Origin of the sequence: Micromonospora sp. AP08 (assembly GCF_008085935.1) — a bacterium.
GTDB classification, from domain to species: domain Bacteria; phylum Actinomycetota; class Actinomycetes; order Mycobacteriales; family Micromonosporaceae; genus Micromonospora; species Micromonospora chersina.
Window position 1 is genome coordinate 17,182 of record NZ_VSEZ01000004.1, and the last position, 19,004, is coordinate 36,185.

The window sequence follows — 19,004 nt, forward strand, 5'->3', positions numbered from 1 at the left end:
CTCCTTCATTCCTCGCGCTCGCACTCACGATCAGAGTCCGCCCAGCCGGGCGTCCCGCGCGGCGGCCATCTTGCTGGGCAGGCCCCAGAGCTGCACGAAGCCCTTGGCGAGGGACTGGTCGAAGGTGTCGCCGGTGTCGTAGGTGGCCATGCCGAAGTCGTAGAGGCTGGCCTCGGAGCGCCGGCCCGTGACGGTGGCCCGGCCGCCGTGCAGGGTGAGCCGCACCTCGCCGGAGACGTGCTGCTGGGCGTCGTCGATGAACGCGTCGAGGGACTTCTTCAGCGGCGAGAACCAGAGGCCGTCGTAGACCAGCTCGCCCCAGCGCTGGTCGACCCCGCGCTTGAACCGGGCCAGGTCCCGCTCGACGGTGACCGCCTCCAACTCCTGGTGGGCGGCGATGAGGGCGATCGCGCCGGGGGCCTCGTACACCTCGCGGCTCTTGATGCCGACCAGGCGGTCCTCGACCATGTCGAGCCGGCCGACGCCCTGGGCGCCGGCGCGCCGGTTCAGCTCCAGGATCGCCTGGTACGGCGTGACGGTCTCGCCGTCGACGGCGACCGGCACGCCGGCGTCGAAGGTGATGACCACCTCGTCGGCGTCCCGCGGCTCGGCCGGGTCGGCCGTGTACGAGTAGAGGTCCTCGATGGGGCCGTTCCAGATGTCCTCCAGGAAGCCGGTCTCCACCGCGCGTCCCCACAGGTTCTGGTCGATGGAGTACGGCGACTTCGCCGACACGTCGATCGGCAGGCCCTTCTCCTCGGCGAAGGCGATCGCCTTGTCCCGCGTCCAGGCGAAGTCGCGGGCCGGCGCGATGATCTTCAGGTCGGGGGCGAGCGCGTTCAGCCCGACCTCGAAGCGGACCTGGTCGTTGCCCTTGCCGGTGCAGCCGTGCGACACGATGGTGCCGCCGTGCTTCTTGGCCGCGGCCACCAGGTGCTTGACGATGAGCGGCCGGGACAGCGCGGAGACCAGCGGGTAGCGGTCCATGTAGAGGGCGTTGGCCCGGATCGCCGGCAGGCAGTACTCGGCGGCGAACTCGTCGCGCGCGTCCACCACCTCGGACTCGACGGCGCCGCAGTCGAGCGCGCGCTGCCGGATGGCGTTCAGGTCCTCGCCGCCCTGCCCGACGTCGACCGCGACCGCGATCACCTCGGCGCCGGTCTGCTCGGCCAGGTAGGGAATGGCGACGGAGGTGTCGAGACCCCCGGAGTACGCCAGGACGACCCGCTCGGTCATGGTGTGGTGCTCCCTTCAACGTTCTCTTCGCGGCGGGCCCACGCGGCGAGCTTCTCGCCCAACGCGGCGCCGCCGACGGCCTCGCGGGCCACGACGAGGATGGTGTCGTCGCCGGCGATGGTGCCGACGATCTCGGACAGGCCCGCTCGGTCCAACGCGCTGGCCAGATAGTGGGCTGCGCCCGGCGGGGTGCGCAGCACGGCGATGTTGCCGCTGGAGTCGACCCCGTTGAGCAACTCGCGCAGCAGCCGGACGAGGCGCGCCGGCGCCGCCTCGGCCTCGCGCAGCGGCCGGTGGCCGTCCTCGGGGATCAGGTAGACGCCCCGCCCGTCGCCGCCGCGCGCGGTGACCGCCCCGAGCTCCTTGAGGTCCCGGGAGAGGGTGGCCTGGGTGACCTGGATGCCGTCAGCGGCGAGCAGGTCGGCCAGCTCGCTCTGCGAGTGGATGGCCTGGTCGCGGATCAGCTCCACGATGCGGGCGTGCCGGGCGGTACGGGTCAGCGGGGCGGTCATGATGCCTCCAGGAGAAACGTCAGCAGCGCCTTCTGGGCGTGCAGGCGATTCTCCGCCTGGTCGAAGACGGCGCTGCGCGGCCCGTCGAGCACCTCGTCGGTGATCTCCTCGCCCCGGTGGGCGGGCAGGCAGTGCAGCACGATGACGCCGGCCGCGGCGTGACCGAGCAGCGCGTCGTTGACCTGGTACGGCAGGAACGGGGTGATCCGGTCCTGGCCGTCGGACTCCTGGCCCATCGAGGTCCAGGTGTCGGTGGCGACCACGTCGGCGGCGCGGACCGCCTCGACCGGGTCGGTGAGGACCCGCACCGACCCGCCGGCGCCGGCGGCGATCTTCTCGGCCCGGGCGACGATCTCGGGATCCGGCTGGAATCCGGCCGGGCCGCCGATCCGCACGTGCATCCCGGCGGTCGCCCCGGCCAGCAGGTACGAGTGCGCCATGTTGTTCGCCGCGTCCCCGACGTACGCCAGGGTGCGCCCGGCCGTGCCGCCGCAGCGCTCCCGGACGGTGAGCAGGTCGGCGAGGAGCTGGCAGGGGTGGTACGTGTCGGTGAGCGCGTTGACCACCGGCACGGTGGCGTGCGCGGCGACCTCGGCGATCCGGTCGTCGCCGTGGGTGCGCAGCACGATCGCGGCGACGTAGCGGGACAGCACCCGGCCGGCGTCGGCGAGGGTCTCGCCCCGGCCGAAGTGGGTGACCTGGGTGTCCACCACGAGGGGATGCCCGCCCAGCTCGGCGATGCCGGCGTCGAAGGAGATCCGGGTGCGCAGGCTCTGCTTGTCGAAGAGCACCGCCACCGACCTCGGCCCGGCGAGCGGCTTGTGGGCGAACCGGTCGGCCTTCATCCGGGCGGCCAGGTCGAGCACGGCCGCCTGCTCGGCGGGCGTGAGGTCGTCGTCCCGCAGGAAGTGGCGGATCATGCGGGGACCTCCGTGGTGGCGGTGGGGGCGGGCGCCGCGGCGTCCAGGGCGGCGGGCAGCGCGGCGAGGAAGGCGTCGGCCTGCTCGGCGGTGAGGATCAGCGGCGGGGCGAGCCGGACCACGCTCGGCTGCACCGGGTTGACCAGGAACCCGGCCTCGCGCAGCGCGCCGGTCACCGCGCCGGAGACCGGCGCGTCGAGCACGATGCCGAGCAGCAGGCCGGCGCCGCGGACCTCGGTGACGAGCGGGTGGCCGAGCCCCTCGACGCCGCGCCGCAGCCGCTCCCCGATCCGCTTCACGTGGTCGAGCAGCCCCTCGTTGGCAATGGTGGCGACCACGGCGAGCGCGGCGGCGCAACTGACCGGGTTTCCCCCGAACGTGGTGCCATGCGAGCCGGGCGTGAGCAGGTCGGCGGCCCGCCCGAAGGCCATACAGGCGCCGAGCGGCAGCCCGCCGCCGAGTCCCTTGGCCAGGGTGACGACGTCCGGCTCGACGCCCTCGGCCTGGTGGGCGAACCAGTGCCCGGTGCGGCCGACGCCGGTCTGCACCTCGTCGAGCACCAGCAGCGCGCCGTGCGCGGCGGTGATCCGGCGGGCCTCGGCCAGGTAGCCGGGCGGCGGGACGACGACGCCGTTCTCGCCCTGAATGGGCTCGACGATCACCATGGCGGTGGCGTCGGTGACCGCCTCGGCCAGGGCGGCGGCGTCCCCGTACGGCACGTGGGTGACCTCGCCGGGCAGCGGGCGGAACGGGTCGGCCTTGGCGGGCTGGCCGGTCAGCGCCAGGGCGCCCATGGTGCGGCCGTGGAAGCCGCCGTGGGTGGCCACCACGTGGGTGCGCCCGGTGAGCCGGGAGAGCTTGAACGCGGCCTCGTTGGCCTCGGCGCCCGAGTTGGCCAGGAACACCCGGCCGGGGCGGCCGGCCAGGGCCAGCAGCAGCTCGGCCAGGGCCACCGGCGGCTCGGCGACGAACAGGTTCGACACGTGCCCGAGGGTGGCGACCTGCTTGGACACGGCGGCCACCACGGCCGGGTGGGCGTGGCCGAGGGCGTTGACCGCGATGCCGCCGACCAGGTCGACGTACTCCCGGCCGGTCTCGTCCACCACGACGGCGCCGGAGCCGGCGACGAGCGCCAGCGGCGGGGTGCCGTAGTTGTCCATCATGGCGGCGCCCCAGCGTGCGACGAGCGTGCTCATGAGTCGACCACCATCGTGCCGAATCCTTCCGAGGTGAACACTTCGAGGAGCGTGGAGTGGGCGACCCGGCCGTCGACGACGTGCGCGGCGGGCACTCCCCCGCGCACCGCCCGCAGGCAGGCCTCCATCTTCGGGACCATCCCGGACTCCAGGGTGGGCAGCAGCTTCGCCAGGTCGTCGGTGGTGATCTCGCTGACCAGGCTGGCCGTGTGGGGCCAGTCGGCGTAGAGGCCGGGCACGTCGGTGAGGACGACCAGCTTGCGGGCGTCCAGGGCGACGGCGAGCGCGGCGGCGGCCGTGTCGGCGTTGAGGTTGTGCAGCACCCCGTCCGCGTCCGGCGCGACGGTGGAGATGACCGGGATCCGGCCGGCCGCGATGAGGTCGGCCACCGCGGAGACGTCCACCGACTCCACGTCGCCGACCTGCCCCACGTCGACCGGTTCCCCGTCCACGTACGCGGGGCGGCGCACCGCCGTGAACAGCCCGGCGTCCTCGCCGGAGAGGCCCACGGCGAACGGGCCGTGCGCGTTGATCAGCCCGACCAGCTCGCGGCCGACCTGCCCCACGAGGACCATCCGGACCACGTCCATGGCCTCGGGGGTGGTGACCCGCAGGCCGCCCTTGAACTCGCTGGCGATGCCGAGCCGGCCGAGCATGGCGGAGATCTGCGGACCGCCGCCGTGCACGACGACCGGCTTGAGGCCGGCGTACCGGAGGAAGACCATGTCGGCGGCGAACGCCCGCTGGAGTTCGGGGTCGACCATGGCGTTGCCGCCGTACTTGACCACGACGGTGGCGCCGGAGAAGCGGGCCAGCCAGGGCAGGGCCTCGATCAGCGTCTCGGCCTTGGCCTGCGCCCGGGTGAGGTCGGCGGTGAGGCTCATGACCGCGTCGGCTTTCCGTTCGCGACTGCGGTACTCCGCTGCGCTGCGTTCCTCGCGCTCACGATGAGTACGCCGAGTTCTCGTGCACGTACGCGTGCGACAGGTCGTTGGTCCAGATCGTGGCCGCCGCCTCGCCGGCGTGCAGGTCGATCCGGATGGTGACGTCGCGGCCGGCGAGGTCCACCTTGGCCCGGTCCTCGGCGGCCGCGCCGCCCCGGCACACCCAGATCCCGTTGACCGCGACGTCCACGCCGTCCGGCTCGAACGTGGCGGCGGTGGTGCCCACGGCGGCGAGGATCCGCCCCCAGTTGGGGTCGTTGCCGAACAGCGCGGTCTTCACCAGGTTGTTCCGGGCCACCGAGCGCCCCACCTCGACCGCGTCGTCCTCGTCGGCCGCGCCGACCACGTCGATGGCGATCTGCTTGGTGGCGCCCTCGGCGTCGGCGACCAACTGCTGGGCGAGGTCGTGGCAGGCGGCCGTCACCGCGGCGGTCAGCTCCGCGACGCTGGGCTCGATGCCGGAGGCGCCGCTGGCCAGCAGCAGCACGGTGTCGTTGGTGGACATGCAGCCGTCGGAGTCGACCCGGTCGAAGGTGACCCGGGTGGCGGCGCGCAGCGCGGCGTCCAGGGTCTCCGGCCCGGCCACCGCGTCGGTGGTGAGCACGCAGAGCATGGTGGCCATGGCCGGGGCGAGCATCCCGGCGCCCTTGGCCATGCCGCCGACGGTCCAGCCGCTCCCCCGGGCCACGGTGGTCTTGGGCCGGGTGTCGGTGGTCATGATCGCCTCGGCGGCCGGGTGGCCGCCGTCGCGGGACAGGCCGCGCACCGCGCCGCGGACGCCCGGGAGGAGCTTGTCCATGGGCAGGCGCTCGCCGATGAGGCCGGTGGAGCAGACCGCCACCTCGCCGGCGCCGACCATGAGCCGGGGGCTGCTGGCGGTGAGCACGGCGGCGGTGTGCTCGGCGGTGGCGTGGGTGTCCTGGAAGCCGGCCGGGCCCGTGCAGGCGTTGGCGCCGCCGGAGTTGAGGACCACGGCGCGGACCACGCCGCCGCGCACGACCTGCTGGGTCCAGAGCACCGGCGCGGCCTTGACCCGGTTGGCGGTGAAGACGCCGGCGACGCCGGCGTCGGGGCCGTCGTTGACGACGAGGGCGACGTCGCCGGCGCCGCTGACCTTGAGGCCGGCGGCCACGCCGGCGGCGCGGAAGCCCCGGGGGGTGGTGACTGTCATGGGGCTACTCCCATCGCGGAGAGGCCGGTGGTCTCGGGGAGGCCGACCATCAGGTTGGCGTTCTGCACGGCCTGGCCGGCCGCGCCCTTGCCCAGGTTGTCGATGGCGCTGACCACGATCACCCGGCCGGAGTCGACGTCGACCGTGGCCTGGAGGTGGCAGGAGTTGCCGCCCGCGGTGGCAGCGGTGTGCGGCCAGGCCCCCTCGGGCAGGACGTGCACGAAGGGCTCGTCGGCGTACGCGGCGGCGAGGACCTCGCGCGGGTCGGCGTCGCCGGTGGGGACGGCCGTGACGGTGGCCAGGATGCCCCGCGGCATGGGCGCCAGGACGGGGGTGAAGGAGAGGCTGGTCGCGCCCGTGGCCTGCTTGATCTCGGGCACGTGCTGGTGGGCGCCGACCTTGTAGGGCGACAGGTCGCCCATCACCTCGCTGCCCAGCAGGTGCGGCTTGGCGGCCCGGCCGGCGCCGGAGGTGCCGGAGGCGGCGACCACCACCACGTCGGTGGGGAACACCGCGCCGGCGGCGATCAGCGGGGCGAGCGCCAGGGTGGTGGCGACCGCGTAGCAACCGGTGCTCGCGACCCGGTCGGCCGCCGCGATGGCGGCCCGCTGTCCGGGCAGCTCGGGCAGCCCGTAGGTCCAGGCGCCGGCGTGGTCGCCGCCGTAGTAGCGGGCCCAGGCGTCGGCGTCGCGCAGCCGGTGGTCCGCGCCCAGGTCGACCACCTTGACGGGGCCGGGCAGGGCCGCGGCGAGGGCCGCCGACTGGCCGTGCGGCAGGGCCAGGAAGACCAGGTCCGCGTCGGCCAGGGTGGTCGGGTCGGTCGCCCCGAACACCAGGTCCAGCCCAACGAGCTGCGGGTGTACGGCGGCGACGGGCCGGCCGGCCGAGGCGTGGGCGGTGGCGGCGACCAGGTCGAACTCGGGGTGCCCGGCGAGCAACCGGAGCAGCTCGCCGCCGGCGTACCCGCTCGCGCCGGCGACTGCGACTCGGATGCCCATACTCACCTCCGCATGACTATGCAACGAAGGCTAGCAGCGATGATCCGTTCCTGCAAGTTAATACGGCACACTGCATGAAGCTGCACAGCCGGCGGGAAGCATCCGGACAAACGACGACGGCCCTGCGGGTAACCCGCAGGGCCGTCGTCGGCAGGTGTTCTCAGGCGCCGCGCAGGGTGGCGCCGAAGCGGCGGGCGGCCTCGGCGACCGCCGCGTCCCGGGCGGCCACCGCCTCCTCGCCCGCGAGGGTCCGGTCCGGTGCCCGGAACGTCAGCTTGTACGCCAGCGACCGGCGGCCCGCGCCGAGCTGCTCGGAGGCGTACACGTCGAAGAGCCGGACGTCCTCCAGCAGCGGGCCGGCCCCCTCGACGAGGGCGCGCTCCACCTCGGCGGCCGGGACCGACTCGTCCACCACGAGCGCCACGTCGATGAGGGCGGGCGGGAAGGTGGAGACGGCCGGGCCGGCCACCACCGGCGCGGCGGGCAGCGCGTCCAGGTTCAGCTCCATGGCGCTGGTCCGCCGGGGCAGCTCCAACGTCGCCACCACGGTCGGGTGCAGCTCACCGGCGTACCCGACGACCGTGTCGTCCACCAGCAGCTCGGCGCAGCGGCCGGGGTGCCAGGGGGCGCGCTCGGCGGCCCGGACGGTGACCCGGTCGGCCGGGATGCCGGCGGCGGCCAGCACCGTCCGGCCGGCCTCGACGGCGTCCGCCCAGCCGGCCGCGCGTCCCGCGCCCCACCAGCCGGCCGGATCCATCTCGCCGGTGAGCGCCACGGCCACGTGCCGCGGCTGGTCCGGCACCACCGCGTCGGCGCGGGCGAACTCCTCGTCGGTCGGGCGCCGGTCCACGCCCATGGCCGGCGGCGCGCCGGCGCCCGGGCGCGGGTGGAACACCGTGCCGATCTCGTAGATCGCCACGTCCCGCTGGCCCCGGCCGACGTTTCGCTTGAGGATGCCGAGCAGCGGGCCGAGCAGCGTGGTGCGCAGCAGCGGCTCCTCCTCGGACAGCGGGTTGGCCACCCGCACCGCGCGGCGGCGCGGGTCGTCGGCCGGCAGGCCGAGCTGGTCGGCCAGCTCCGCGGACACGAACGGGTGCGCCAGGACCTCGACGTACCCGCGCTCGGCGAGCGACCGGGCGACCGCCCGGCGGCGCTGCTGCGACGGGGTGAGGCCGCGGCCGGGGGGCGCGGTGGGCAGCACCGACGGCACCCGGTCGTAGCCGTCGAGGCGGACCACCTCCTCGACCAGGTCGGCCGGGTCGGTGAGGTCGGGCCGCCAGCTCGGCGGGGTCACGCTCAGCACGTCACCGCCGGCCGCGGCGGCGGCGCCGGTCTCGCCCGGGTCCTCGGCGAGCCGGTCGGCACCCCGGGTGACCGTGCAGCCGACCTGCTCCAGCAGCTCCACCACCCGCTCCGTCGGGTACGCCACGCCGACCCGCCGCGAGGGCAGGTCCGCCGGCAGGGTCACCGGCGTGCGCGGCCGGACGTGGTTGATGTCGAGGACCTCGGCGCCGACCGTGCCACCGGCGTGCTCGGTGAGCAGCCGGACCGCCTTCTCCAGCGCGACCAGCGGCAGCGCCGGGTCGACGCCCCGCTCCCAGCGCTTGGCCGCCTCGCTGAACAGCTTGTGCCGCCGGGCGGTGCGGCCCACCATGGCCGGGTCCCAGTGCGCCGCCTCGAAGAGCACGTCGGTGGTGGAGGCGATGACCTCGCTGGTCTCGCCGCCCATCACCGCGGCCAGCGAGATCGGGCCGGTGTCGTCGCAGATCACCATGTCCTCGGCGACCAGCGTGCGGGTGACACCGTCCAGCGTGGTCAGCTTCTCCCCCGCCTCGGCCCGGCGGACCACCAGCGGTCCGCTGATCCGGTCGGCGTCGAAGGCGTGCATCGGCTGGCCGAGTTCGAGCATCAGGTAGTTGGTGATGTCGACCGGCAGCGAGATGCTGCGGACACCGGCCACGGTGAGCCGCCGGGACATCCAGCCGGGGGTCTGCGCGGTCGGGTCGACGCCGCGGACCATCCGCGCGGCGAACCGGTCGCAGCCCACGGTGTCGCGCACCTCGACGGGGTACGCCGGCTCGGCGGTCGCGCCCGGGGCCGGGATGTCGGCCGGGTCGCGGAACGGCACACCGAGGGCGTGCGACAGCTCGCGGGCGAGGCCCCGGACGCTGAGCGCGTACCCGCGGTCCGGGGTGATCTCCAGCTCGACCACGACGTCGTCGAGGCCGACCACCGGGCGGGCGTCGTCACCGGGCTTGGCCGGGGTGTCCTCGGGCAGCACGATGATGCCCGAGTGGTCGTCGCCCAGGCCCAGCTCCTTGGCGGAGCAGATCATGCCGTTCGAGTTGCGCCCGTACGTCTTGCGCGCGCCGATGTGGAAGTCGCCGGGCAGCACGCCGCCGGGGAGGATCACCACGACCCGGTCGCCCTGGGCGAAGTTGCGCGCCCCGCAGACGATCTCCTGCGGCTCGCCGGTGCCGTTGGCGGCGCCGACGTCCACCCGGCAGAACCGGATCGGCTTCTTGAAGCCGGTCAGCTCCTCGATCTCCAGGACCTCACCGACCACCAGCGGGCCGGTGACGGTCTCCCGCAGGTCCACCACGGAGTCGACCTCGATGCCGAGGTCTACCAGCGCCTGCTCCAGGTCGCCGGTGGGCAGGTCGGCCGGGAGGTCGACGTGCTCCCGCAGCCAACTGACAGAAACTCGCATGACTGTTAAACCACCGTCTCCGTAACTCGTGCCCGCACCGTCAGACCCCGAACGCGCGGGTGAACCGCACGTCGCCCTCGGCCATGTCCCGCATGTCGCTGACCCCGTGCCGGAACATCACGGTCCGGTCGATGCCCATGCCGAAGGCGAATCCGGAGTAGACCTCCGGGTCGATGCCGCAGGCGCGCAGCACCCGCGGGTTCACCATGCCGCAGCCGCCCCACTCGACCCACTGCGGACCGTCCCGGTGCTCCGGGAACCACACGTCGAACTCGGCGGACGGCTCGGTGAACGGGAAGTAGTGCGGCCGGAACCGGGTCTTCGCGCCCTCGCCGAACATGGCCCGGGCGAAGTGGTCGAGCGTGCCGCGCAGGTGCGCCATCGTGATGCCCTTGTCGACCACGAGGCCCTCGACCTGGTGGAAGACCGGGGCGTGGGTGGCGTCCAGCTCGTCGGTGCGGTAGACCCGGCCGGGCACCACCACGTAGATGGGCGGCTTGCGGGTCAGCATGGTGCGGGCCTGCACCGGCGAGGTGTGGGTGCGCAGCACCAGGCCCGAGCTGTCCGCGCCGGGCTGCGGCGCGATGTGGAAGGTGTCCATGAGGCCGCGCGCCGGGTGGTCGGCGGGGATGTTCAGCGCGTCGAAGTTGGTCCACTCCAGCTCGACCTCGGGACCCTCGGCCACCTCGTAGCCCATCCCGATGAACAGGTCGCTGATCTGCTCCATGAGGATGCTCAGCGGGTGGCGGGCGCCGCGCGGCCGCCGATCGTAGGGCAGGGTCACGTCGACCCGCTCCTCGACCAGCACCCGCTCGGCCTGCTCGCGCTCCAGGATCTCCTGCCGGGCCGCGTACGCGGTCTCGATGGCGCGGCGGGCCTCGTTGACCCGCTTGCCGGCGTCGGACTTGGCGGCGGGCGGCAGCGCGCCGATCTCCCGGCGCGCGAGGGACACCGGGGACCGGTCCCCGAGGTGCGCGGGGCGCAGCGCGGTCAGCGCGTCCGGGTCGGCGGCGGCGGCGAACGCCTTCTCGGCGTCGGCCACGGCCGCGGCCAGGGCGTCCGGGTCGAGCAGGGCGACCTGCTTCGGGTCGTACGGATCGTTGCGGTAGCTCATGGCGTACGGGCACTCCCTCACGGCGGCGCCGGCCCTCACGGGCGGCTAGGCGAGTCTACGGACGCGCGGCTTCGCCGCAGCCCGCCGGTGGGAGTTTCGCGCAGGAGGAAGGGTCAGGCCCGCCGCCCGCCGGCACCGGCGGGCTGGCTAAACGAACGCCGTGGCGCGTTCATCATCCGGCTGACTCCCCTGCTGTGTGGCCGCGCGGACCCGCGGGTCGGCGCAGAGCTCTCGCTGAAGCGTACAGGCAGACGGCCGCGGCCGCAGCCAGGTTCAGGCTCTCGGCGCGCCCGTGCAGCGGCACCCGCACCCGGGCGTCGGCCGCGGCGGTCAACTCCTCGGGCAGCCCGTGCGCCTCCGAGCCGAAGAGCCAGGCGGTCGAGGCGGCGAGCCGGCCGGCGTCGGCGAGGTCGTCGAGGTCGCTGTCGCCGTACCCCGTCGTGGCCAGGACGGTGAGCCCGGCGGCCCGCAGCGCGGCGACCACGGCGACCGGCTCGGCGGCACGGACCACGTCGACGTGGAAGAGGCTGCCGGCGGAGGCCCGCACGCACTTGCCGTTGTAGGGGTCGACGGCGTCACCGGCGAAGATCACCGCGCCGGCGCCGGCCGCGTCGGCGGTGCGCAGCACGGTCCCGGCGTTGCCCGGGTCGCGGATCTCGGCGAGCACCGCGACCAGGCGCGGTCCGCGCGCCAGGGCGGCCTCCAGCGGTACGTCGAGGTGCCGGCAGACGGCGACCAGGCCCTGCGGGGCGACGGTCTCGGCGAGCGCGGCGAGGGCCTCGTCGGTGACCTCGGAGACCGGCACGTCGGCGCGGGCCGCCCGCGCGGCGAGGTCGGCGTGCCGGTCCAGGGCGGCCGGGGTGCCGAACAGCTCGACCACGGTGCCGGCGCGGGCCAGCGCCTCGCGGACGGCCTGCGGCCCCTCGGCCAGGAACCGGTCGGTGGCCTCCCGGTCCCGCCGGCGCTGGAGCCGGCGGGCGGCGACCACCCGCGGGGTACGCGGGGTGAACGGGCCGGGAACAGCGTCGAGGCGCCTCCCGTGCGGTGCTGACGGCATGGGAGACGCCTCGATCTGCTGGTGCCGGTGGATCAGGCGGCCTGGGCCGCGGCGCCACCGGTGCCCTCGGCCGCCACGGCGGCGCGGGCCAGCTCGACGATCGCGGCGAACGCCGCGGCGTCGTTGACGGCCAGGTCGGCCAGGATCTTGCGGTCGACCTCGATGCCGGCGAGGCGCAGGCCCTGGATCAGCCGGTTGTAGGTCAGGCCGTTGGCCCGGGCGCCGGCGTTGATCCGCTGGATCCAGAGCTGCCGGAAGTCGCCCTTGCGGTCGCGACGGTCCCGGTAGGAGTACTGCATCGAGTGCAGCACCTGCTCCTTGGCCTTGCGGTAGAGCCGGGAGCGCTGACCGCGGTAGCCGCTCGCGGTCTCCAGCAGGGTACGACGCTTCTTCTGGGCGTTAACAGCCCGCTTGACGCGTGCCATCTCAACTCCTTCTTCGGTTCAGGTGGCGCGCGTCAGCGGCCGAGCAGCTTCTTGATGCGCTTGGTTTCGGCCTTGGCCAGTTCGACCGTGCCGGTCAGCCGCCGGGTCTGGGTGGAGGGCTTCTTCTCCAGGTTGTGGCGGAGGCCGGCCTGCTGGGCGACGATCTTGCCCTTGCCGGTCACCTTGACCCGCTTGCCCATACCCGTGTGGCTCTTCATCTTCGGCATGTGGAACGTCTCTCCCTGTTACTGGCCGCTGGTGTCAGCGGTCGGGCCGGTCTCGCCGGCTGCTGCGGTCTCGCCGGCCGCCGGGGTCTCGCCACCTGCCGGGGCGGCCGACTCCTCCGCGGCCCGGTCGCGGGGCCCGCCGCGGGACGCCGTGGCGGCGACCGCGGAGGCCTTCACGGCCCGGTGCGGAGCGAGAACCATGATCATGTTTCGGCCGTCCTGCTTCGGAGCGGCCTCGACGTATCCCAGGTCCGTGATCTCGGACTCGAGCCGGCGCAGGAGCCGGTAACCCAGCTCCGGGCGGCTCTGCTCGCGACCGCGGAACATGATCGTCACCTTGACCTTGTCGCCGGCCTTGAGGAACCGCACCACGTGACCCTTCTTGGTCTCGTAGTCGTGCGGGTCGATCTTCGGCCGGAGCTTCATCTCCTTGATGACGGTCTGCTGCTGGTTACGCCGCGCTTCGCGCGCCTTGAGTGCGCTCTCGTACTTGAACTTGCCGAAGTCCATGAGCTTGCACACCGGCGGGCGCGCCATCGGCGCAACCTCGACCAGGTCCAGGTCGACGTCCGCGGCCAGCTGCAGGGCGCGCTCCAGCGGGACGATGCCCACCTGCTCACCCTCAGGGCCGACCAGTCGGACCTCACGTGCCCGGATCTGCTCGTTCACGCGTGGTTCGACGCTGATGGGGCCTCCTCGAGTCGAGTCTTCCATGGTGCCGACTCCGCGGGCTCCCGGACGGGAGCCGACCCGGAAAGCAGAAGGCCCCGGCGCATGCCAGGGCCCACTCGACCGGTCGGCACGATCACAGGATCGCGCATCCGGGACCGGGACGTGCCCGGAACCGGGAGACCGGGACCCGGCCACCTACGGTGGGCGACTCGGGTGGGAGCAGGCGCTCCGCTTCAGGACCGCCCGGAGGGCAGTCTGGTCGACTCCGCAACACTACACCCTCGCCCCAGCCCTCCCCAAACCGGGCCGACCGGCACGCGGCGGGGCGGTCAGCGCGGCGTGGCCGGGTCGGCCAGGGCGGCCAGGTGGGCCTGGTGCAGGCGGCGCAGGGCGCGAACCGCCTCGACGGCGCGCTCCTTGTCGGCGGCCTGGAGGGCGACCATCGGCAGCAGGTCGTCGTCGTGCAGCTCGAGGCTGGCCCACGGGGCGCCCCGGTCGAACCGGACCCCGCGGATCACCTCCCACGGCAGCTCGTACGAGCCGATCACGTTGCGAACCCGGACACCCCGGGCGTCGGCCACCACCCGGGGACGGGTGAAGAGCAGGAAGCCGAGGGCCCCGAAGACGCCCAGCCCCACCATGGCGAGCTGGTCGCCCCGCTGGAACGAGCCGTAGCCGTCGCCGGTGGCGCCGGTCAGGGAGGTGGCCACCAGGCTGAACACCACCAGCAGCGTGACGGCCGACGTCCAGCAGACCAGCCGGACCCGCCGCGGCCGCACGGTCACCACAGAGTCACTCACGAGACCAGTCTGCCATCCGGCTCGCGCTCCGGTTCCGCCGCCACACGGCGCGGGGCGCGGCGCCCCCGGCCGGCCACCAGCACCGCCACCCCGGTGAGCACCGCCCCCGCCAGCACGGGCAGGCGCACCCCGGGACCGCCGGGCACCGCCACGTCCAGCAGCAGGGCCCCGCCGAGCTGCCCGGCCACCAGCGCCAGGCCGGTGCGCAGCACCCCGGCGGCGCGGACGCCGACCAGCAGGGCGAGCACGATCCCGACGCCGAAGAGACCGCCGACGTAGAGCCACCACTGGCTGGGCCAGCTCGGGTGCCGGGCCAGCGCGGCGGCCAGCGCCGCCACCGCGGCGATCACCGACGTGCTGACCGCGAAGTTCACCGCCAGGCCGGCGGCCGGGCCGACGGCCGCGGCGACCCGCCCGTTGAGCGCGGACTGCAACGCCACCGCCAGGCCGCCGGCGACCGAGAGCAGCACCAGCCCGACCGCCAGGTCGCCGACCGGACGGCCGAGCTGGGCCAGGGTCACCGCGGCGATCCCCAGCAGCGCCCCGACGACCCGGGGACCGGTGAGCGGCAGCCGGCCGGTCGCCGCCAGCCCGGCACGGTCGACGGCCAGGCCGCCGAGGCTGCCCCCGGCCACCTGGGCGATCGTGAAGATCGCCACCCCGAGCGCCGGCACCACGTACGGGCCGATCACCACGATCGCCGCCCCGCCCAGGCCGCCCAGGAAGGCCCACCAGGGCAGGCCGGAGCGGCGCAGCCCGGCCAGCCCGGCGCGCATCGAGGGGACGGCGACCAGCCCGAGCAGCACGATCAGGCAACCGCCGACGTTGTTGACCACCGCGCCGATGAGCGGGTCCCCGGCCCGCTCCCCCAGCTCGGCGTTGACCACGCCCTGGGCGGCCGAGGCCACCCCGCCCAGGACGACCACGGCCAGGGCGGCCGGGACCGGCAGCGGCCTCACAGCCGGCAGGCGTGGATGTTGGTGACGAGGATGGCGCGGGCGCCCAGCTCGTACAGCTCGTCCATGATCCGGTGCACGTCGTCGCGCAGCACCATGGCCTGCACGGCCACCCAGCCCTCCCGGTGCAGCGGGGAGACCGTCGGCGACTCGATGCCCGGGGTGAGCGAGCTGGCCCGGTCCAGCAGGCCGGCCGGCACGTCGTAGGCGAGCATCACGTACCGGCGGGCGACCAGCACGCCGTGCAGCCGGCGCAGCAACTGCTCCTGCTGGGCGCTGCCGGGGGCGCCGGCCCGGCGGACCAGCACCGCCGAGGAGCGCAGCAGCGGCTCGCCGAAGACCACGAGGCCGGCCTGGCGCAGGGTGGCGCCGGTCTCCACCACGTCGGCGACCACGTCGGCCACGCCGAGCCGGATGGCGTTCTCCACCGCGCCGTCCAGCCGGATCACCTCGGCCTTGACGCCCAGCTCGGCCAGGTGCCGCTCGACCAGCCCCGGGTACGCGGTGGCGATCCGGCGCCCGCCGAGCTGCTGGACCGAGTCCACGTCGTCGGGGCGGGCGGCGAACCGGAAGGTGGCCCGGGCGAAGGTGAGGTCGACGACCTCCTCGGCCGGCGCGCCGGAGTCGACCAGCAGGTCGCGCCCCGTGATGCCGACGTCCAGGTCGCCGGAGCCGACGTAGGTGGCGATGTCCTTGGGGCGCAGATAGAAGAACTCGATGTCGTTGGGCTCGTCCCGGCAGACCAGGTCCTTCGGGTCGGTGCGCTGGCGGTAGCCCGCCTCGCGCAGCATCCCGGCGGCCGACTCGGCCAGGGCGCCCTTGTTGGGTACGGCGACACGCAGCATGTGAGTGCTCCTTCGATCGGGGAGGTGATCAGCGGACGGGGCACTCACAGATGTCGGTAGACGTCCTTCAGCTCGAGACCGGTGGCCAGCATCAGCACCTGGGCCTGGTAGAGCAGCTGGGAGATCTCCTCCGCGGCCCGCTCCGGGCCCTCGTGCTCGGCGGCCATCCACGACTCGGCCGCCTCCTCGACGACCTTCTTGCCGATGAAGTGCACGCCCTTCTCCAGAGCGGCGACCGTGCCCGAGCCCGGGGTGCCGGCGGCGGCCTTGGCCTGCAACTCGGCGAACAACTCCTCGAACGTCTTCACGGAAGGCGATTCTTCCAGCCGCCCCGGGTGACCGTGCGCCCCGGGTCCGGCCGGTTCCGGATGGCGGTCAGGTCGCGGTCGCCGGCCGGCCCGGCAGTTGTCCCAGGCCGGCGGCCCGGGCGCGGGCCACGGCCTCGCCCCGGTCGGCCGCGTGCAGCTTGCCCAGGATCGTCGACACGGTGTTGCGGACGGTCTTCGGGGCGACGGAGAGCCGGCGGGCGATCGCCTGGTTGCCGAGCCCGTGCGCCACCAGGTCGAGGATCTCCATTTCCCGCGGTGTGAGTTCCGGGAACGGCCGGGCCGACGCCGATCGGGGGCCCTCGGCGAAGAAGCGCAGCACCCGCTGGGCGATCTCGGTGCCGAAGACCGCCTCGCCGGCCGCGACGGCGGCCACCGCCCGCGTCACGTCGGCCCGGGCGGCGCCCTTGAGCAGGTATCCGGCGGCGCCGGCGCGGATGGCGGCGTACACCGACTCGTCGTCGGCGTGCATGGTGAGCACGAGCACCGCGGCGTCGCCCCGGGCGGTGATCCGCCGGGTTGCCTCGACGCCGCCGATGCCCGGCATGGCGAGATCCATCAGCACCACGTCGGGGCGCAGCTCCCCGACCGCGAGCAGGGCCGTCTCGCCGTCGGCGGCGGTGCCGACGACGTCGATCCCGGGCAATCCGCCCAGCGCTGTCAACAGCCCGTCCAGGAAGATCGGGTGGTCGTCCACCAGGAGCACCCGCACCGGGTCCGGCATGTCAACTCCTCCCGGCCGCGACGGGCACCGGCAGTTCCGCCCGCACACTCGTGCCGCCGCCGCTTCGCGGCTCGACGACGAACGTGCCGCCCAGCTCGTCGGCCCGCTCCCGCATCGACGACAGGCCGACGCCGTCCCGGTGCGGGACGACCAGCCCGCACCCGTCGTCGGCGACCTCCAGCCGCAGCAGGCCGTCCCGGAGGGCCATCCGGACCCGGCAGGTGGTGGCGCGGGCATGACGGGCCACGTTCGTCATCGCCTCGGTGACGATGCGGTAGGCGGCGACCTCGACGGCCGCGCTGGTGACCCGCAGGTCGTGGTCGCAGTCCACGTCGACGTCCAGCCCCGTGGCGCGCAACGCGGCGGCGTGCTCGCGGACGACACCGGGCAGACCGAGATCGTCCAGGGACGGCGGGCGCAGTCCGTGCACGATCTCCCGCACGTCCGAGACGGACTGGCCGATCACGGACTTGATCTTCGTCGCGAGCGGATGGGCGGTGGGGTCCGCGGCGACCCGCTCGGCGAGCACGTCGACCTGGAGGCTGGCCGCCGCCAGCAGTGGCCCCAGCCCGTCGTGCAGATCCCGCCGCAGCCGGCGCCGCTCCTCCTCCCGGGCCCGGACGATGCGCTCCCGCGACTCGCGCAGGTCCTCCTCCAGCCGGGCCGCCCGCACGGCGACCGCGATCTGCCCGGCGAGGTCGCCCAGCAGGTCCAGCTCGCGCGCCTCGAACGGGGTGTCGCCACCGCGCCGCCCGACCAGCAGGATGCCCTCCTGCCGGCCGTTGCTGACCAGCGGGAACGGATGCGCGTCGGCCGGGGGGTCGACCAGGTCACCGGGGACGACCCGGGCGTACGGCACGCGGAGCATGGTGGTGAGCGTCTCCGTGACGGTCTGCAGCAGCTCCTCCAGCGCCTCGGTGCGCGACAGCCGCTCGGCCAGCCGGGTCACCACCTCGTACGGGCGGTCCCGGTCGCCGAAGAGCAGCCGGTCGATCCCGCTCATCAGACGGTCCTTCACCGGGTTGAGGGAGACCGCGACCACGGCGGTCGCCACCAGCGAGGATCCCCGGCTTCCCGCCGGGTCGAGCAGAGCGGAGGTCACCGCGAGGCAGCCGAGGTAGGTGACGACCACGATCGCGGACAGGGCGGTGTAGGTGAGCGTGCGGTCGAGCACGGTGGCGATGTCGAACAGGTTGGCCCGCAGGACGGCCATCCCGGTCGCCACCGGCAGGGCGGCGATGCCGACGCTCTCCAGCAGGGCGCCCACCCACGGCGCGGTCCACCGGTCGACGAGCAGGCCGGTCAGCGTCGTGCCGATGAAGATCAGGGCGGCCAGCGCCAGCCAGGCGAGCCGGCGCCGGTCCACACCGCCGGCCCGACGCCACCGGACGATGAACGACGCCATCGCCGCCAGGGTCAGGGCGAGCAGCGCGAACAGGGTGACGTTCGTGATCAGCGGGGCGAGGCCCGCCAGCGCCGGCACGCCGAACGGATTGGCCGCCGCGTCATCCTCGATCACCCGACCGGGGGTGACCACGACCGAGGCGACGACGACCACCAGCGCGACCGTGGTGGCGGGGCGGATCCACGCCCAGCGCGGCGACGGCGGACGGCCGTCGGGGAACAGCAGCAGCGGATAGGTGGTGGCGCAGACCCACGCGACCGCGAACAGCGCGTTCTGCGCCAGGACCAGCACGGGGCCCATCGGGCAGCCGGGACACGTCGTCAGGGTGTGCTGGGCGAGGCCGTCGAGGACCGCCGCGCCGAACTGGAGCACCCCGACGGCGAGGAACAGCCAGCCGACGCGGTTGGCCGGCCGGTGCACCGCGATCACCGCGCCCACCAGCGGGAAGGCCAGGAACCCGGTGAACCAGACGAGGTCCGCGGCGGTCGGCGGGGTGACGCCGGAGACGAAACCCGCCCCCACCACGGTCAGGCCGTAGCAGGCGATCGACAGGCCGAGGCTGCCGACGGCGACGGCACGGGCGGTGCCGCGACCTGCCACGGGACCCTCCTCGCATCCGACGGTGCGGACGACCCTAACGTCGCCGGTGTCCCACTGTCGCGGGACGTTCGTCCCGTTCCGTCCGGGCGGTCGGGTGGGCACGGCGGGGACGGGCGTCCATCGCGCCCGGGGCGCGGGTCGGCGAAGAGTCGAGGCAGGCAGAACC

The 19,004-nt window shown here is 74.4% G+C and carries 19 protein-coding genes; all 19 read right to left on the reverse strand.

Annotated elements, in window-relative coordinates; translation table 11 throughout:
* Positions 1-30 precede the first annotated feature (30 nt).
* Entirely contained in the window at positions 31-1,236 is a 1,206-nt protein-coding gene (locus tag FXF50_RS08515; RefSeq protein ID WP_148426685.1) for an argininosuccinate synthase, read from the reverse strand.
* Positions 1,233-1,748 carry an arginine repressor gene (locus FXF50_RS08520; RefSeq protein WP_148426686.1) on the reverse strand — a complete coding sequence of 172 codons (516 nt, stop codon included), beginning with the start codon at positions 1,746-1,748 and terminating at the stop codon, positions 1,233-1,235. Before FXF50_RS08520 ends, FXF50_RS08515 begins: the two co-directional genes overlap by 4 nt.
* A complete protein-coding gene (argF, locus tag FXF50_RS08525) occupies positions 1,745-2,668 on the reverse strand; it encodes an ornithine carbamoyltransferase (RefSeq protein WP_148426687.1) in 924 nt (307 codons plus the stop codon). The genes FXF50_RS08520 and argF overlap by 4 nt, the downstream gene beginning before the upstream one ends.
* The gene (locus FXF50_RS08530; protein ID WP_148426688.1) at positions 2,665-3,864 is read right to left on the reverse strand and encodes an acetylornithine transaminase; all 1,200 of its coding nucleotides are present in this window, start codon (positions 3,862-3,864) and stop codon (positions 2,665-2,667) included. The genes argF and FXF50_RS08530 overlap by 4 nt, the downstream gene beginning before the upstream one ends.
* Positions 3,861-4,748 carry an acetylglutamate kinase gene (argB, locus tag FXF50_RS08535; protein ID WP_148426689.1) on the reverse strand — a complete coding sequence of 296 codons (888 nt, stop codon included), beginning with the start codon at positions 4,746-4,748 and terminating at the stop codon, positions 3,861-3,863. Before argB ends, FXF50_RS08530 begins: the two co-directional genes overlap by 4 nt.
* A gap of 58 nt (positions 4,749-4,806) precedes the next feature.
* Positions 4,807-5,979 carry a bifunctional glutamate N-acetyltransferase/amino-acid acetyltransferase ArgJ gene (argJ, locus tag FXF50_RS08540; protein ID WP_148426690.1) on the reverse strand — a complete coding sequence of 391 codons (1,173 nt, stop codon included), beginning with the start codon at positions 5,977-5,979 and terminating at the stop codon, positions 4,807-4,809.
* On the reverse strand, positions 5,976-6,977 hold the full coding sequence (gene argC, locus FXF50_RS08545) for an N-acetyl-gamma-glutamyl-phosphate reductase (RefSeq protein ID WP_148426691.1): 1,002 nt from the start codon (positions 6,975-6,977) through the stop codon (positions 5,976-5,978). Before argC ends, argJ begins: the two co-directional genes overlap by 4 nt.
* 160 nt (positions 6,978-7,137) lie before the next feature.
* A complete protein-coding gene (pheT, locus tag FXF50_RS08550) occupies positions 7,138-9,687 on the reverse strand; it encodes a phenylalanine--tRNA ligase subunit beta (protein WP_148426692.1) in 2,550 nt (849 codons plus the stop codon).
* 40 nt (positions 9,688-9,727) lie between these two features.
* Positions 9,728-10,801: a phenylalanine--tRNA ligase subunit alpha gene (gene pheS, locus FXF50_RS08555; RefSeq protein WP_148426693.1), complete on the reverse strand. Its 1,074-nt coding sequence runs from the start codon at positions 10,799-10,801 to the stop codon at positions 9,728-9,730.
* Positions 10,802-10,973: 172 nt separating this feature from the next.
* Positions 10,974-11,858 (reverse strand): RNA methyltransferase, encoded by an 885-nt coding sequence (locus FXF50_RS08560; RefSeq protein ID WP_148426694.1) that lies wholly within the window; start codon positions 11,856-11,858, stop codon positions 10,974-10,976.
* Between the two features lie 32 nt (positions 11,859-11,890).
* Positions 11,891-12,283 (reverse strand): 50S ribosomal protein L20, encoded by a 393-nt coding sequence (rplT, locus tag FXF50_RS08565; RefSeq protein WP_091263835.1) that lies wholly within the window; start codon positions 12,281-12,283, stop codon positions 11,891-11,893.
* Between the two features lie 32 nt (positions 12,284-12,315).
* Complete coding sequence (gene rpmI, locus FXF50_RS08570; protein ID WP_148426695.1) at positions 12,316-12,510, reverse strand: 50S ribosomal protein L35; 195 nt, start codon at positions 12,508-12,510, stop codon at positions 12,316-12,318.
* 18 nt (positions 12,511-12,528) lie between these two features.
* Positions 12,529-13,179 (reverse strand): translation initiation factor IF-3, encoded by a 651-nt coding sequence (gene infC, locus FXF50_RS08575; protein WP_091263828.1) that lies wholly within the window; start codon positions 13,177-13,179, stop codon positions 12,529-12,531.
* Positions 13,180-13,511: 332 nt separating this feature from the next.
* On the reverse strand, positions 13,512-13,982 hold the full coding sequence (locus FXF50_RS08580; RefSeq protein ID WP_255509954.1) for a PH domain-containing protein: 471 nt from the start codon (positions 13,980-13,982) through the stop codon (positions 13,512-13,514).
* Entirely contained in the window at positions 13,979-14,941 is a 963-nt protein-coding gene (locus FXF50_RS08585; protein ID WP_148426696.1) for a DMT family transporter, read from the reverse strand. The genes FXF50_RS08580 and FXF50_RS08585 overlap by 4 nt, the downstream gene beginning before the upstream one ends.
* Entirely contained in the window at positions 14,938-15,783 is an 846-nt protein-coding gene (hisG, locus tag FXF50_RS08590) for an ATP phosphoribosyltransferase (protein WP_148426697.1), read from the reverse strand. The genes FXF50_RS08585 and hisG overlap by 4 nt, the downstream gene beginning before the upstream one ends.
* Positions 15,784-15,827: 44 nt before the next feature.
* Positions 15,828-16,109, reverse strand: a complete 282-nt coding sequence (locus FXF50_RS08595; protein WP_221623237.1) for a phosphoribosyl-ATP diphosphatase — start codon at positions 16,107-16,109, stop codon at positions 15,828-15,830.
* Positions 16,110-16,158: 49 nt separating this feature from the next.
* Positions 16,159-16,833 carry a response regulator transcription factor gene (locus FXF50_RS08600; protein ID WP_148426698.1) on the reverse strand — a complete coding sequence of 225 codons (675 nt, stop codon included), beginning with the start codon at positions 16,831-16,833 and terminating at the stop codon, positions 16,159-16,161.
* 1 nt (position 16,834) lies between these two features.
* Positions 16,835-18,838, reverse strand: a complete 2,004-nt coding sequence (locus tag FXF50_RS08605; protein WP_148426699.1) for a histidine kinase — start codon at positions 18,836-18,838, stop codon at positions 16,835-16,837.
* Positions 18,839-19,004 lie beyond the last annotated feature (166 nt).